The organism is Cellulophaga sp. L1A9, from assembly GCF_009797025.1.
GTDB lineage: Bacteria > Bacteroidota > Bacteroidia > Flavobacteriales > Flavobacteriaceae > Cellulophaga.
The window spans coordinates 1,700,538-1,716,696 of record NZ_CP047027.1 but is presented as its reverse complement, the minus strand read 5'-3'; the positions used below and the strand labels follow the sequence as shown (position 1 = coordinate 1,716,696).

At 33.8% G+C, this 16,159-nt stretch carries 16 protein-coding genes; 6 read left to right on the top strand and 10 right to left on the bottom strand.

Translation table 11 applies throughout. From position 1 onward, the window contains the following. Nucleotides 1–34: 34 nt before the first annotated feature. Nucleotides 35–817 carry a glycoside hydrolase family 11 protein gene (locus tag GQR94_RS07335; RefSeq protein ID WP_158974873.1) on the bottom strand — a complete coding sequence of 261 codons (783 nt, stop codon included), beginning with the start codon at nt 815–817 and terminating at the stop codon, nt 35–37. A 471-nt stretch (nt 818–1,288) separates the two neighbouring features. Between GQR94_RS07335 and GQR94_RS07330 the strand changes: the two genes are divergently transcribed. The 5 genes from GQR94_RS07330 (at nt 1,289) to GQR94_RS07310 (ending at nt 7,290) form a co-directional block, all read left to right on the top strand. Next, complete coding sequence (locus GQR94_RS07330) at nt 1,289–1,975, top strand: hypothetical protein (protein ID WP_233268656.1); 687 nt, start codon at nt 1,289–1,291, stop codon at nt 1,973–1,975. A 26-nt stretch (nt 1,976–2,001) separates the two neighbouring features. Beyond that, the gene (locus GQR94_RS07325) at nt 2,002–4,233 is read left to right on the top strand and encodes a DUF1573 domain-containing protein (protein ID WP_233268655.1); all 2,232 of its coding nucleotides are present in this window, start codon (nt 2,002–2,004) and stop codon (nt 4,231–4,233) included. A 15-nt stretch (nt 4,234–4,248) separates the two neighbouring features. Further along, complete coding sequence (locus GQR94_RS07320; protein WP_158974871.1) at nt 4,249–5,646, top strand: hypothetical protein; 1,398 nt, start codon at nt 4,249–4,251, stop codon at nt 5,644–5,646. A gap of 12 nt (nt 5,647–5,658) precedes the next feature. Beyond that, nucleotides 5,659–6,771: an FAD-binding oxidoreductase gene (locus GQR94_RS07315; RefSeq protein ID WP_158974870.1), complete on the top strand. Its 1,113-nt coding sequence runs from the start codon at nt 5,659–5,661 to the stop codon at nt 6,769–6,771. A gap of 63 nt (nt 6,772–6,834) precedes the next feature. Continuing rightward, on the top strand, nt 6,835–7,290 hold the full coding sequence (locus GQR94_RS07310) for a 3-oxoacyl-ACP synthase (protein WP_158974869.1): 456 nt from the start codon (nt 6,835–6,837) through the stop codon (nt 7,288–7,290). Nucleotides 7,291–7,323: 33 nt separating this feature from the next. On the opposite strand, the gene GQR94_RS07305 is transcribed toward GQR94_RS07310, so the two are convergent. From GQR94_RS07305 to GQR94_RS07280, 6 genes are all read right to left on the bottom strand, one after another. Next, entirely contained in the window at nt 7,324–7,779 is a 456-nt protein-coding gene (locus tag GQR94_RS07305) for an FKBP-type peptidyl-prolyl cis-trans isomerase (protein WP_158974868.1), read from the bottom strand. Between the two features lie 41 nt (nt 7,780–7,820). Next, complete coding sequence (locus GQR94_RS07300; protein ID WP_158974867.1) at nt 7,821–8,330, bottom strand: DUF3124 domain-containing protein; 510 nt, start codon at nt 8,328–8,330, stop codon at nt 7,821–7,823. A 69-nt stretch (nt 8,331–8,399) separates the two neighbouring features. Continuing rightward, the gene (gene arfB / locus GQR94_RS07295) at nt 8,400–8,801 is read right to left on the bottom strand and encodes an alternative ribosome rescue aminoacyl-tRNA hydrolase ArfB (RefSeq protein ID WP_158974866.1); all 402 of its coding nucleotides are present in this window, start codon (nt 8,799–8,801) and stop codon (nt 8,400–8,402) included. 2 nt (nt 8,802–8,803) lie between these two features. Further along, nucleotides 8,804–9,781 carry an ABC transporter ATP-binding protein gene (locus GQR94_RS07290; protein WP_158974865.1) on the bottom strand — a complete coding sequence of 326 codons (978 nt, stop codon included), beginning with the start codon at nt 9,779–9,781 and terminating at the stop codon, nt 8,804–8,806. Between the two features lie 84 nt (nt 9,782–9,865). After that, nucleotides 9,866–12,025, bottom strand: a complete 2,160-nt coding sequence (locus tag GQR94_RS07285) for a prolyl oligopeptidase family protein (protein WP_158974864.1) — start codon at nt 12,023–12,025, stop codon at nt 9,866–9,868. 92 nt (nt 12,026–12,117) lie between these two features. Beyond that, complete coding sequence (locus GQR94_RS07280) at nt 12,118–13,107, bottom strand: aspartate-semialdehyde dehydrogenase (protein ID WP_158974863.1); 990 nt, start codon at nt 13,105–13,107, stop codon at nt 12,118–12,120. Between the two features lie 154 nt (nt 13,108–13,261). Between GQR94_RS07280 and GQR94_RS07275 the strand changes: the two genes are divergently transcribed. Continuing rightward, nucleotides 13,262–13,678 (top strand): response regulator, encoded by a 417-nt coding sequence (locus tag GQR94_RS07275; RefSeq protein WP_158974862.1) that lies wholly within the window; start codon nt 13,262–13,264, stop codon nt 13,676–13,678. Nucleotides 13,679–13,827: 149 nt separating this feature from the next. Here GQR94_RS07275 and mscL read toward each other — a convergent pair whose 3' ends face one another. From mscL to GQR94_RS07260, 3 genes are all read right to left on the bottom strand, one after another. Beyond that, entirely contained in the window at nt 13,828–14,232 is a 405-nt protein-coding gene (mscL, locus tag GQR94_RS07270; protein ID WP_158974861.1) for a large conductance mechanosensitive channel protein MscL, read from the bottom strand. A 93-nt stretch (nt 14,233–14,325) separates the two neighbouring features. Continuing rightward, nucleotides 14,326–15,429 carry an alanine racemase gene (alr, locus tag GQR94_RS07265; protein ID WP_158974860.1) on the bottom strand — a complete coding sequence of 368 codons (1,104 nt, stop codon included), beginning with the start codon at nt 15,427–15,429 and terminating at the stop codon, nt 14,326–14,328. Beyond that, entirely contained in the window at nt 15,422–16,063 is a 642-nt protein-coding gene (locus tag GQR94_RS07260) for a thymidine kinase (protein ID WP_158974859.1), read from the bottom strand. The genes alr and GQR94_RS07260 overlap by 8 nt, the downstream gene beginning before the upstream one ends. Nucleotides 16,064–16,159: the final 96 nt, after the last annotated feature.

Genomic DNA, 16,159 nt, shown 5'->3' with positions numbered 1-16,159 from the left:
CTAAAATTGTTGCGGGCACTTTTATAGATTTAGTTTACCAGATTGTTGCATTTATTTTACCCCAGTTTCCATTACCGTCATTTTGACTTGCATTGTAGTTAAAGCTTTCAATACCAAAAACTTGGTACCAACCCCAGTTATTTAAACTGCCTTCGTTACCATAGGTGCCCCAGTGTTCAGCATGTTTTTGGAAGCTAATCCTCTGATCTACATTTAAAGCAATACTATTTGGGTTTTTGTTTTCAGAAATAAATTGCTTGAACTTTTTATCACCTTCTACAGAGGGTCCGTCTCTATCTTGAACTAAAAATCTGTAATTTTTGTTATTTACAGTAAAGTCCTGATTTTTATTTACTCCAGGAATTCCATTTCCCTTTTTCTTATCAACAATATAATATTCAATTAATTCGCCAGAGGTAGCTTTTGCCCAACCATAAGCTCCAACAAATTTGTAAGAACCTTCTAGGGTTCCAATGTTGTAATTAATGACTCTATTCCATTGCCCATATTCCCAGCCTTTACCACCAACAATATCTTGGTTGTTCTTATATTCTATTTCAAAGTTACCAGGATACGTTTGTGCACCAGAGAAATTTAATTTACCCCAGCCGCCTTCTTTATAGATGGTCCACCAATATCCACCATTAAGTGTTGTTGCATCGGTGCGATTATCGCCAACGAAAAAGGCTTGCGTCGCAGAAAATTTTAATACGTCTAGTTCCTCAAGGTTACTGGCAGTGTCAGGATCTTCTGTAGAACAGTTTACAAGGAGAATTCCTCCTAGTAAAAAAGTAAACATTTTTAGTTTTTTCATCATGTAATAATTTAGGTTTATTGTTATTATTAATACAATTATTTAAACCTCTAGGCGTTGATTTTCAAATAATTATACTCAAACTTACTGCTTGCTTTAGTATGGCTCTGTAAGTATTGAGTCATTATCTGCAAATCTTGAAGCATGAAATAAGGCCTGAGAAAATATGCAACATAAGATGTTGTAAGTGGTTGTTTAATTTGTAGGAGTTAGTGATTGGTGCTCATAAATTCAATAGATTATAGTTGTTATTTGAGCAATTTTTTTAAGCGCTATTTCTTAAGGACAACTATTTTTTCGCTATTTCGGAATTTCAAACCAGCTTTTTACGTCTTTTAAAATTCACGGTATTCAGGGTATTTCGTTTTTGTTTTATGTTATTTCTTTGTACAGTAATCTGAAAATTAAAAAATAGTTTACACAATTTGTAACATAATTAGAAGTTTACATACTTAACTAGTATTACATATGCATATGATTAGAAAAACTACATTCTATTTTATTCTATTTTTTTCAATGCTACTTTTTACAAGCTGTTTTGAAGTTTTGGAAGAGATAAATCTAAATGCTGATGGCAGTGGTACTATGTTGGTTACTTTTAATCTGAGTAGAAGTAAAAGTAAAATAGCATCGGTAATGTTATTAGATAGTGTAAATGGTTATAAAGTTCCTTCTAAGGATGATATTAACTTAGCCTTGAAAGATGCTGAGAATCATTTAAAAACCATAAATGGTATTACAAATATTAAAAAGACTACAGATTACGAAAATTATATTTTCACACTTTCCTGTAATTTTGATAAGGTGGCAAGTTTAGATGCTGTTTTTCAGGATCTAATAAAACAACAGAACAAAAAAGAAAAAACGAATTTCAATACTACTAATTTCTCATACAATACAGCTACAAATAATTTTCAGCGTTATTTTTCTTATGATGCCAAGATAAAAAAAACGTTTTATAGACTTAAAGGAGAAGATCGGAAAATATTTAATGATGCAACCTTTACGAGTATTTACCGCTTTAAAAATGAAATTAAAAGCAGCTCTAATGGGAATGCAAAAATAGCCCCAAACAAAAAAGCAGTTTTTTTAAAAATAGATGCAATGTCTCTTATTTTAGGAGAAAAAAGTGTGGCAAATACAATACAATTATCTAAATAGTTCAACCATAATAAATACCCTTTTCAATGAAAAAAGTATTACTTTTTACAACTCTTTGCTTTGCTACATTAGTAGTTTCTGCGCAAGATTTAATATCAAAAGTGCCAAAGAATGCAAGTGTTGTTATAGCTCTTAAAGGAAGAAATATTACCGATTTAGTTTCCGTTTCAGAATTTGAAAATTCTAAAATGGGAAAGATGTTTATAAAGGAATTGTCAAGAAAAACCGACGGTTCTGTAACTGATTTAGAAACACTGGGAATTGATTTGTCTGCAAATTTCTATTACTTTATGGAGACAGAAGAAGGTGTTTTTACACATAGCTTTCTAGTTCCACTAAAAGATAAACGCGGTTTTTTTAGTCTTTTATCAGAAAGTGATAAAGAAAAAATTCAATATGAAGGTGGTCTTTCATATATGGTAGAGAGTTATGATAACATGGTAACCATGTGGAATGACGATACCTTATTAATTACAATCGCTCAGGAGGAAAGTAATTATGACGATGTGTATGGTTATGATGATTACGATTATACTGTAGAAGCGGTAGAAGAGGCTGCAGATGCAGTGGCAGGTTATTACCCTATATTGAGTTTTGATGAATCTACCTATAATTTTGGGACGATTAAAGAAGGCGATGTGGTAGAACATACGTTTAATTTTACGAATACAGGAGATTCAGCTTTAGTAATCACAGATGCAAAAGCAAGTTGTGGATGTACCGTTCCTAGCTTTTCTTCAGAAGAAATTGCACCAGGGGAGTCAGGAACTATTTTGGTTAAGTTTGATAGTTCTAATAAGAGTGGCAGCCAAAGTAAAACAGTGACTATTACGTCTAATACAGAAAATGAAGTAGAAAGATTGTATATCGAAGGTACTATCACAGAAGATGGTGTTGCAGAAGTTGAAGAGGTTGCAGAAATTATAGAAGATATTTATGTAGATGAAATAGAAGAAACTGTAATAGAATCTACCGAATATGATGATTCTAGTTATTACAATGATGATTACTATGAGGAGCAAGATAGAAAGCGTGAAATAAGAGCAGCTAAGAGAGCAGCTGATAGACTAGTATCTTTAGCTTCTATTATTGAAAAAGCAAAGAAAATAATGAAAGGCAGTTATGCTGAAGGAAGTATTTTAAAGAATAGTTCTTATGTGAAGAGTATAGGCTCAGGAAAAGATGAAGCTACTGTTTGGGTCAATGATTTTACGGCTTTATATAGAGACGCAATACCTTCTTATTTTGGAGGGGGCTATTATGGTGATAACCCTTATGATATGTTTAATTTTGATAGATTATATGGAGGAATGTCTTTAACTTCTAAATTAAATTTTGACGATACAAATGCATCGATCAAAACAGTATACACCATGAATGATGAAATGGCAGAATACCAAAGAGCCATATACAATGGTAAAATGAATAAAAACTTTTTTAAGTATTTTAATGAAGATAGCATGAATGGTTATTTCTCAATAAATACAAGTACAGAAGGCACCTTAAGCGCATACCCTAAATTAGTAGATGCAATGTTTGAAGGTGTAGAGAAAGAACATTTAGAAGATTTTGTACCTATTGCAACCCGATTAATTTCAATTTTATTAGACGAAGAGGCTATCGCCAAAGTGGTTCGTGGAGATATGTTGTTGGTTATGAATGGGGTAGAAAATGTTGAGGTAACGTATACTACCTATGACTATGATGAAAATTATGAAAGTATAGAGGTTACTAAAACGAAGACGGAGCCTATTCCAAAATTTATTTTGATGGTTACTTCAGAAGAGAAAGAGATCTTTAACCGTATCATGAAAATTGGTATAAAAGAAGGAGCAGTTACTGCAGAAAACGGATTCTACCAAGTTGAAATTCCTGATGCACCATTTACAGTAAACATGTTGTTTAAAGATAATACCTTATTAATTAGTAACTCTAAGGCAGATATCACAGCGATGAGTAATGGTACTTATAATGCTAAGGTTTCAGGAAGACACAAAAAACTTATTTCTAAAAATGCAGGAAGTATTTATATCAACGGAAAAAGCCTTACTAAGGATATTCCAGAAGATATGGTTCCTAATTCTTATAGAGAAAAATTAGATTATATCTCTAATAATGTAGAAGATTTAGAATTTAGAGTAGGTAAAATGAAAGGTAATGTTCTTGAGGGAGAGATGATTTTAAATACACCTGAAGGGAAAGGACACAAAAATAGTTTGGCTTATTTTTTAAATATGATTGATGCTTTAGTAGATTAAATAATACATTAATTCATGAAAAAGTTCTTAAAAATCACCTTATCATTGCTAGTTTTGGCAGTGGTAGGGTATTTTATTTATGTGCAGTACCAGAAATCTGCCTCTCTTAAAAATCGCATTCATGAAGATGCTGAGAGCGTACTAAAAATAGGTTTGCATGATCTTCAAAAGACTATTTTGGTTGATGCTTTTTCTTCACCAATGTTTTATTGGGATCACGTAGATTTTTCAGATAATTCAAAGGACAAAAAAGATAAAAAGAACATTAAAAAGGGTGTAAATTTAAAACCATATTCATTGGTTTTTTATACCATGAAGAATGTGAAAAATACACTATTTACAACCCTGCCAATTAATGATGTAGAAGCGTTTAATAAGTATGCTGAAAAATACTTAGCAGATCGAAATTGTGTTATTGTTGAAAAAGAGTATAGGTATGCACTAGATGAGAAAACAAAGCTTATTTATGCTTGGAATGATAAAACTCTTGCTATAGCTTATGCTCCGAAAAAATCGTTTGAATTATGTAAGTCAGTTTTTGATGATGTTCTCTTGAATAAGAAGCTAATTTCAGAAACAGACCACCCTTATATACAAATTTTAAAAGACGCTGACGACCATATTACGTATTTAAAAGGCAAAAGTCAAGTACACTTAAACTTCTATGATGGGAAAGCTTATTTATCAGGAATTATATATACGGATACCCCTAATAAGTTTAATACAACAATTCAGCATTCAGATATTCCAGATGCTTCATTACAGGTGTATTTAGATGCTAATTTTTCTAATGCTGAGAATAAAGAAAGTGCAGCTGAATTTCTGAGTGACTTTTCATTTTTTAAAAAAAATAATATTGATGTCGGTACTTTGGTTGAAAAAACTACGGGAGTGTTAAGTCTTGCGATAAAAGGGACTACACAGCAAACAGATAGTATTGTTACTTATGAATACGATGATAATTTTGAGAAGGTAGAAACCGTTGCGGTACAGGAGAAAGAAGCGCCTTTAATTTATTTAAGTATTGCATCTGATACCACACTTAAAACTTATTTTAAAAAGCAGGGAACTATAGAGAACGGTGTTTTAAAGGCCTTGCCTATGTATTCTTTTTATGAAAGCGACACAACTTCTTTATTGTCTTTTTCTACGCAAAAGGGAGCCGTAATAAACACTATGAAAACGGGAAGTTATTTTTTTAGTATTTCTGCTGAGTTTGATCGTCTGCAGGAAGATTTGAAAATTTCGAAAGCAGATAAGCTTGCAGAAATTTTAAAATCACTTAGAATTAATGCACAACAACTAGAAGATAATAAGGTAGTGCTCGAGGGGAATTTATCAGCAGAAAATTCGTCTATTAATATTATTTCTCAACTGTTTTTTGGACTTCAAGACTTAGATTCTATTCCTTAACTTAGTACCATTATGAAGTTAAGTTATTGGGAGTATAAAACTTGGTTGTCTCATGTAGATTATACCATTGTTGGTAGTGGAATTGTGGGTTTAAATTGCGCTTTACAATTAAAAGCTAAATATCCTAAAGCCAAAATATTAATTTTGGAAAAAGGGATTTTACCACAAGGTGCAAGTACTAAAAATGCAGGATTTGCCTGTTTTGGTAGTATTTCCGAAGTTTTATCGGATCTTAAAACCCATTCTGAGGATGAAGTGTTTCAGCTTGTAAAAAAACGTTGGGAGGGTATTCATCTTTTACGAGAAAACTTAGGGGACAAAGAGATTGGGTTTAAAAATCTAGGCGGTCATGAAATATTTACGGACCAGCAAGAGGCTCTTTATGAGGAATGCTTAGCTAAAATAGCAACCACGAATTCCTTTTTAAATCCAATTTTTAAAGGGGATGCTTTTAAGGTTCATGCAAATACCTTTAATTTTAAAAAAGTCCAAAATAATTATATCACAAACATTTTTGAATCTCAGATAGACACAGGAAAAATGATGTCTCAATTAGTACTTCGTGTTCAATCAAGTGGAGTAATGCTATTAAATTCTTTACACGTAGAGCATTTTGTAGACTTAGCAGATGGTGTTGCCGTAAAAACAAATGAATTTGAGTTTACGACTAAAAAGTTAATCATTGCCACCAATGGTTTTGGTACAGAATTATTAGGAGAAGAGATTAAACCAGCGCGAGCTCAGGTATTAATTACGAAACCCATTAAGGATTTAAAAATAAAAGGTACTTTTCATTTAGATGAAGGGTATTATTACTTCAGAAACATTGACGGTCGGATTTTGTTTGGTGGCGGTCGTAATTTAGATTTTCAAACAGAAGAAACTACAGAATTTGGAGAAACAGCGCTCGTACAAAATAAATTAGAGCAGTTATTAAAGGAGGTCATACTCACAGATTACGATTTTGAAATTGCGTATAGTTGGAGTGGTATTATGGGCGTAGGTCCACAAAAAAGACCCATAATTAAGCAAGTTTCTAACCATGTGTATTGCGGAATACGAATGGGAGGAATGGGAATTGCAATTGGCAGTATTATTGGTAAAGAATTGGCGGATTTAGTCTAGATTTGCGCGCGCAAAAATTAGATTAAAAAACTACTTCTTGCTTTAATTTAAATCGGAAAGGTGATGGAACAAAATTTAAAAAAACAGTTATATGACTTCTGTGAAAATTTTGCAGCGAATAGAATAGCTCGTATTCGTGTGAATATTGCAGATTTTAAAGAGTCATTAGATAGTGAAACTAAGAGTAGCGCTGGTGATAAGCATGAGACCGGTAGGGCTATGCTTCAATTAGAATTAGAAAAATCTGGAGTTCAGTTAGCAGAAGCAGAGAAAATGGCTAAGGTTTTAGATATGGTAAATATAAAAACTAAGACAAATTTTGTTGGTTTGGGTAATTTGGTCAAAACAAATAAAGCCAATTATTTTTTAGGCATTTCGGCAGGAGAATATAAAGGAGATGGTATTTCTGTATATTGTATTTCTTCAGAAACTCCAATGGGAAAATTACTTTTCGGTAAAGAAAAAGGAGCTATAGTTACCTTTAATACCAATGAAATTACAATCAATGAAATTCTCTAAATACACTTTAGAGAATTTCATTTCTCGTTATTTTTAATTTTCTACTTTCAGTAAATTAATATCAAAAATTAATACAGAACCTCCTGGTATTGGGCCATACGTGTTTGATCCATACCCTAAATGAGCAGGAACAAATAGTTTTCCAGAGCCACCTTCATTAAAGTATGCAATGCCTTCTGTCCATCCTTTTATTACGCCATTAATGTTAAATGTAATGCCACTAGCATCGCTCTCGTCAAAAACTTCTCCATCTAAAAAGTAACCTTTATAGCCAACAGTAACATCAGAATTACTTGAGGGTTGTTCCCCTTCACCTTGAGCTTCAGTGCTATAGTATAGACCAGAGTCACTTCTAGTAGCCTCTATTTTATTTTCGGTAAGATAAGCAGCTATATCAGCTTCATTTTTGGCAACGTAATCAATATTTTCTTTTTCATCGTTACATCCTAGAAATAGGATAATGCATAAGAAAAGGATACTATTTTTCATTTGATTTTTTTTTTGACAAATATATGTAGCCTATTTTAATTCTAATCTATTTTTTTTCCTTGTGTGGTAAAAGACAAGCCTTGAGAGCCGGATGTAGAAATCATCACACTTTCAAATAAAGGCGCTGATGTATTCGGTTTTACTTGCCAATCAAAAATGAAATTTGCACCAGACCCTCCCTCTTTATCTTTTTCTGCAATAACAATGGCTAAGGTTTCCAGCGGATTCAAATAAATGGTTTTGTCAATATAGGTGTTTAGAAGTTTCCCCTGTGAGTTAAAATATTCTCCTTTAGTTATGTATAAGGTATCTTTTCTACTGGTGTTTCTGATGCTTACCGTGGCAGTTAAATCATGAGTAACATGTTCTGTAACGCTATAAATTTGTGAATAGACAGATAAGTAGCTGCTGCCACTTTCTAAAGAATCTGGTAAGGTAGTAGTATGCATTCTTTTTTTCCAGTCTAAAATACTGTCCAGTGATTTGGGCTGTTTATCTTCGCAAGAAGCAAAAATAAATAATAGGCTGCATAGTTGCAATATAGTTTTCATCTGCTAAACTTTAGAAGTATAAAAATACGCAAAGTTTAGTAGTTATTACTTTCTTTAATTTTTTAGTATTTACCAATTGTTTTTATTCCGATTCGCCTTTTTTTGCGCAGCTTTCTTTTTACTGTGTAATCGTTTTTCTATTGAAGATCTACTCGGTTTTGTTCGTTTCCGTTTTTTTGGTTCTTTAAGCGTGTTTTCTAAAATCAGGAGGAATCTCTTTATAACAAGGGCTTTATTTTTGTGCTGACTTCGGCTTTCATCACACTGTAGTTGTAATACCTTTTCTTTGTTTATTTTATTCTTTAATTTTAAATAAATCTTATCTTTTTCAATTGGGTTTAGACAGCTCGATTTTGCAATATCAAAAAACAGTTCGATTTTGGTAGCTACCTTGTTTACATGCTGTCCACCAGCACCGCTACTTCTAACAGCCTTAAATTGTAATTCTTGTATGATTAGTTCCTTATTCAAAATCAATCTTTTATTCTTGCATTTATGGTGTCAAGGGCTACATTTAAGAACGCTTCTTTTTCGGTTTCATAAGCACGAGGGGCGTTAAATAAAATGATATCGGTCTCATTAAGTTGGCCTTCAATTAAGTAATGAGAACCTTTAAAATACGAGTTTTTTACCCATACCTTTAATCCACTATTTTCAGAAATAATAAGTTCTGATGGATATACTAGAATAGATTTCTCAAGCGTAGCATAAGGTTTTAATAAAGAAATAGGAATAAGATTTACATCGCCAAATAAAGAAGCGGTGTACTTATTTTTAGGATGCATATAGAGTGTTTCGGGATTCTCTTTTGCTAAAATGTTACCTTCTTTTAAAACAATAACCTCATCTGCAAAAGACAGAATATCATTGGTGTCATGTGATGCTACGATGCAGGTGATGTGTTCGGTTTTTAAATAGTTGAAAAGATTTCTTCGCAAGCTATTTTTCCTAGAATTATCAATGTGACTGAAAGGTTCGTCTAATAAGAGAATTTCAGGTTTTTGGGCTAGAACTCTGGCTAGTGCTACCCTTTGCTGTTGACCACCACTTAAGAGTTTTACTTTTGTCTTGGCAAAAGCTGTCATCTCTATCATTTCTAAAAGCTCTTCCGTACGCTCTTTAAGTTCTTGAGGATAGAACACTGATAAAAATTGACTCACATTTTCTTCTACCGATAAGTAGGGCATCAAATCAAAATCTTGAGAGAGGTATTTCATAAAAGTCTCTCCGGGAACCAATTTAAAGTCGGGACCTAAAATAGGATTTTCATCCCAAAAGATACTTCCAGTATTGGGTTGTAAAATGCCATACAAAAGCTTTAATAATGTGCTCTTCCCGCAGCCACTTTCTCCGATAATAGAAATATGTGCTCCTTTTTCAGCCGTAAAACTAATATCAGAGATAATCTGGAGAGAAGAATAGGAAAAAGAAAGGTTCTTTATGTGTAACATAGTGTATTCTATAGCAGACAAAATTAGAAATAAAAAATCCGTTTCAGTTAGAAACGGATTTTAATCTCAAATATTGAAAATGTATTACTCTTTAAATTCTTTTAAAACGGCTTGGTTTGGTAGCGTTTCAAACCCCATGTTAAACAAGGTGAAAGCTTGTAAGTCTACTTGCTCATTTATGATAGCCTCGGTAGATTTGCCTGCGCCGTGTCCTGCATTTACATCAATGCGTATTAATGTTGGATTATCGCCAGCTTGTGCTTCTTGTAAAGCTGCGGCAAATTTAAAACTATGCGCAGGTACTACACGATCATCATGATCTCCCGTGGTAACTATCGTTGCGGGGTAGGCGGTTCCTTTTTTTACATTGTGGACCGGAGAGTATCCTTTTAGGTACTCAAACATTTCTTTATTGTCTTCAGAAGTTCCATAGTCATAGGCCCAACCGGCACCAGAGGTAAATGTATGGTAGCGTAGCATATCTAATACTCCAACAGCTGGCATGGCCACTTTCATTAAATCTGGTCTTTGTGTCATAACAGCACCTACTAATAATCCACCATTAGACCCTCCTTTAATCGCTAAATAATCTTTTGAAGTGTATTTTTTCTTAATTAGATATTCTGCAGCAGCAATAAAATCATCGAAAACATTTTGCTTCTGTAATTTTGTTCCTGCATCATGCCATTTTTTACCATACTCACCACCCCCTCTTAAGTTGGGAACGGCATAAACGCCACCTTGCTCCATCCAAACAGCATTTGCAATGCTAAATGAAGGTGTTAGGCTGATATTAAAACCGCCGTAACCGTATAATATAGTTGGATTTTTACCATTGAGTTCTATTCCTTTTTTATGGGTAATAATCATAGGAACTTTGGTGCCATCTTTTGAAGTGAAGAATACTTGCTTGGATTCATAATCTGATGGATTGAAATCAATATTTGGTTTCCAATACTGCGTATAGTCTCCTGTTTCTACATTGTATTTATACAAAGATCCTGGGGTGCTGTAATTGGTAAATGAAAAATAGAATTCTTTTTCTTCTTTTTTACCTCCAAATCCTCCTGCGGAACCAACTCCAGGTAATTTTACTTCGCGAACTAAGTTTCCATTATAATCATACTGATATACTTTAGAAATAGCATCAACCATATATTCTGCAAAAAAATAACCTCCACCGGTATTTGGTGATAATACGTTTTCGGTTTCGGGAATAAAATCTACCCAATTTTCTGGGCTAGGATTATCAGCATCGACGGTGATTACTTTCTGATTTGGAGCTTCCATATTGGTCATGATATACAATTTGGAACCCTCGTTATCAATAATGTAGCTATCGGTATCTGTATGGTCAAGAATAGTTACAAACGTGGCGTCTGGTTTTGTAAGATCTTGCATTAAAAGCTTACTTCCTGAAGTTGATGTTCTTGGGTATACAAATAAAAAGTGTCCGTCTTCAGTAACATCACCACTAACATATCGGTGCTTTTGATCCGGAGTGCCTCCATAAATTAAGGCATCTTCTTTTTGGGGTGTTCCCAGTTTATGATAGTATAATTTGTGTTGATCTGTTTTAGCGGATAGTTCGCTTCCTTTTGGCTTGTCGTAACTAGAATAATAAAACCCCTCATTATTCTTCCAAGAAATTCCGCTGAATTTAATATCGACTAAAGTGTCTTCAATAATTTCGTTTTTTACGGCGTCTAACAAGATAACCTTTCGCCAATCACTACCGCCTTCGGAAATAGAATAGGCAGCAACACTTCCATCTTTAGAAAAACTTAAACCCGCTAATGAGGTGGTACCATCTTTAGAAAATGTGTTGGGGTCTAAAAAAACTTCAGCTTCGCCGTCTTCGCCTTTTTTTCTATACACAACATATTGATTCTGCAGTCCGTCATTTTTGTAGAAATAACTATAATCACCCTCTGTAAAAGGCGATCCTAATTTCTCATAATTCCATAGTTTTTGTAGTCGGTTTTTTAGATCCTCTCTAAAGGGAATATGATCTAAATACCCGTAGGTAACCTTATTCTGGTCTTTTACCCAGGCTTCCGTTTCTGAGCTTTTGTCGTCTTCTAGCCACCGGTATGGGTCTTTTATTTCAGTACCAAAATAGGTATCTACACTATCTGCTTTATGTGTTATAGGATAATTCACAGTTATTTTTTCTTTTTTAGGTGTTGTTTCGCAACTTACTAGTAGTATAGTAGTCATTGCTATGCTTGCAATTATTTTCATAGGTGGTTTAATTAGTCTCTCTAAAAATACCAAAAAAAAACCTTTGCAACAGGCTTGTTGCAAAGGTTTTAACATTCTTTAGGGTTTAGGAGTTACACCAAGTTGTGTGCTACTAAGTATTCTCCAATCTGTACTGCATTGGTTGCGGCACCTTTTCTAAGATTGTCAGCAACAATCCACATATTTAAAGTGTTGCGTTGGGTTTCATCTCTACGAATACGTCCAACAAAAACATCGTCTTTATCATGCGCATAAATTGGCATTGGATACGTATTTGTATCCGGATTATCTTGTACAATAACTCCTGATGATTCGCTTAATAGTTTACGTACTTCGGTCAAATCAAAATCGTTCTCAAACTCAACATTCACAGACTCAGAATGTCCTCCTGCAGTAGGGATACGTACAGCTGTAGCCGTTATAGAAAAGCTACGATCATCAAATATTTTTTGAGGTTCACGCGCTAATTTCATTTCTTCTTTGGTGTATCCGTTTTCTAAAAAGACATCACAGTGTGGTAATGCATTTCTTCCGATAGGATAAGGATATGCCATTTCACCTTTTATACCTGCAATTTCATTTTCTAATTGTTGAACAGCTTTTACGCCTGTTCCAGAAACAGATTGGTAGGTAGAAATTACCACCCTTTTCATTTTATATTTTTTGTGAAGAGGAGCAAGACACATAACTAATTGAATCGTAGAGCAATTAGGGTTTGCTATAATTTTATCTTCTTTTGTTAATTGGTCTGCATTAATTTCAGGAACTATCAATTTCTTGGTAGGATCCATTCGCCATGCAGATGAATTATCAATTACTGTTGTGCCTACTGCAGCAAATTTAGGAGCCCATTCTGTTGAGGTGTCTCCACCAGCAGAAAAAATGGCAATCTCTGGCTTTGCAGCTACAGCATCAGCTAAACCTATAACGGTATATTCCTTATTTTTATAGGTCATTTTTTTACCTACTGAACGTTCAGAAGCTACTAATAATAATTCTGTGATAGGAAAATTACGTTCAGCTAATACTTTTAGCATTACTTCACCTACCATACCTGTTGCACCTACAACTGCTACTTTCATTGTTATAAATTTTGAGCAACAAATGTACTTCAATAGGACTAATCGGACAAAGAAATTAAAGATGAATAATTATAATTTAACAAAAAGTTATATTTATAACATAATTTGATTATCTTTCATGATATTATAGCTAGGAAGTCTAAAAACCATAAATTTGCCAAAAAAGGAAGTTTTAGAGAATAATATGAAGGTATGGATTATTGATGACGATTTAGTATCACGATTTGCTACACAATATGGGGTTCGACAATCTTCTACTTCGTGTGCTATTAATATTTTTGAAAGTGCTGCAGAAGTTTTAGTGCTCATACAGGATGAAGCCTTTTCTGAAACTGATTTACCCGATATATTACTACTAGATCTTGTAATGCCAGAAATAAATGGTTGGCAGTTTTTAGAAGAATTAGAAAAAACAGGAAAGAACAAGAGCAGTCTCCGAATATACATATTATCTGCTTTCACAAATTCTAAAGATCTAATTTTAGCAAAAGAACACCCTTTAGTATTTGGCTATTTTGATAAGCCTATATCTAAAGCTAGTGTAGATTCCATATTTAAAACAATAGAGTAATCCTTTTAGCTATTTTTTCATCTTAAGAAAAAATGTGTTAAGTAGGGCAAAAGAAAAACCGTCAAATACATTAGCGTAATGTACCTGACGGCTTTAGATTAGTACTGCAGTGCAGCGGTATTACCCAAATATTGGATAATGAATTTTATTTATTTTTTCAATAAATCTCTAATTTCAGCAAGAAGATCTTCTTGAGAAGGTCCAGCAGGAGCTGCAGGAGCAGGAGGTGTTTTTGTTTTGTTGTAAGCTCTTACAATCATGAACATCACTAATCCAACGATTAATAAGTTTACGATAGTGTTAATCCAAGAACCGTAAGCGATTACAGCTCCACCTGCTTCTTTTGCAGCAGCTAAAGTAGTGTAATCTTGTCCGTCCATTGCAATATGCATATCTTCAAAATTCATTCCGCCAGCGAAATAACCAATAAATGGCATAGCGATATCCTTAACAAATCCATTAATTACGGCACCTAATGCGCCAGCCATAATTACTGCAACTGCAAATTCTATGACATTACCTGTCATAATGAAATTCTTAAATTCTTTTAACATGATTTAGTGTTTTTAATTATTAGTTAATAGTTTAATGTAGCGCAAGGTACTAAAAAATTAAATCTTAAATAAATGTTAATGAATATTTATTGTTTAAAGGATGACACGCTTAACCCTCTGAGAGATACCTGTAAGCACTTCATAAGAAATGGTATTGGCTCCTTCTGCAAATTCCGTTGCTGTTGGTTTTTCTCCAAAAACGATAACTTCATCGCCTTCAGCACAATCAATACCTGTAACATCAACCATAATCATGTCCATACACGTATTGCCAAGAATTGGAGCATAATGACCGTGTACACAAACAACTCCTTTGCCATTTCCATATTCTCTACCAATACCGTCCGCATGGCCTAAAGGCAAAGTTGCGGTTTTTAATTTTTTATCAGAAGTAAAAGCTCGGTTGTAGCCAACACTTTCATTGGCTTCTAAATAATGTATTTGAGAGATATTTGTTTTAAGAGTAGCAACAGGAATAAAATTTTTATCCTCATCGCTATCATTTCCAAAGCCGTATAAGCCAATTCCGCTTCGTACCATATCAAAATGCGCTTCTGGGTAGTTGATAATTCCAGAGGTGTTTGATAAATGTTTAAAGGGAATATAAGGTAAGGCGGCATCTATTTGCCTACTAATTTTATTGAAGCTTTTAATTTGATTTAGGGTAAATTCTTTTTCCTCTAAATCTTCAGAAGCGGCTAAATGTGAAAAAATAGACAACACTTTTACAGCCGTAGTTTCTGATAGTTTTTTAACGATTGAAGGAATATCCTTAGCATTAAAGCCTAACCTATTTAATCCTGTATTAAATTTTAGATGAATAGGATAATTTTTCTGATTGTGGCGCTCTGCGGTAGCAATAAACTCCGTTAGTATTCTTTCTGAAAAGATATTGGGTTCTAAACAGCGTTCAATAATAGTATCAAAACTTACTATTTGAGAGTGTAAAACCAAAATAGGGACTTTAATCCCAGCATTACGAAGCGTAACACCTTCTTCCGCATAAGCAACCGCAAGATAATCTACCCCTAAATCGACTAATTTAGTAGCAATCGCTACCGCGTCACTTCCGTAGGCAAACGCTTTAACTACGCCTAGAAATTTAGTTTTTGAAGTAATTTTTGTTTTTAAGTACTGGTAATTGTGTTCTAAAGCTTTTAAGTTTATTTCTAGAACCGTTTCTTGAGCCTTAGCCATTGGTTTTTGTATTATCTTTTACTTGCTCTACGTCAATATCAATATCCTTGACTTTTTCTCGGAGCATAGCTTTGTAATATGCAGCTCGGCTCAATGGCTCATAAGCCTCTATTTCTCCTAACAGCACTAATTTGTCATTGGAAGACTTTCTAAAACTGTAATTGGCTAAGTTTCCTGTACGTGTACAAATGGCGTGTACTTTGGTTACATATTCTGCTGTAGCCATAAGTGCAGGCATAGGACCAAATGGGTTTCCTTTAAAATCCATATCTAAGCCAGCGACCAAAACACGGATGCCTTTATTTGCTAAATCATTGCAGACGGCAACAATTTCATCATCGAAAAACTGCGCTTCGTCAATTCCGACTACGTCACAGCCGTCTGCTAGCAAACGAATATTAGCGGCTGCGGGCACGGGAGTAGAGCGTATTTGGTTGGCATCATGTGATACCACCATTTCCTCATCATAGCGTGTATCTACTTGAGGTTTAAAAATTTCAACCTTTTGCTTTGCGAATTGGGCTCTTTTTAATCTTCGGATAAGCTCCTCAGTCTTACCAGAGAACATAGAACCACAGATAACTTCGATCCAGCCAAATTGTTCTTTAGGGTTTACAGTATTTTCGAGAAACATTTTGTAATTTTAGACGAAAGTTATACGTTATTCGTTTTATTAAAACGAAGCCATAAAATTACTAAACAAACACGGTCTTTTATAATAGATTAGAAT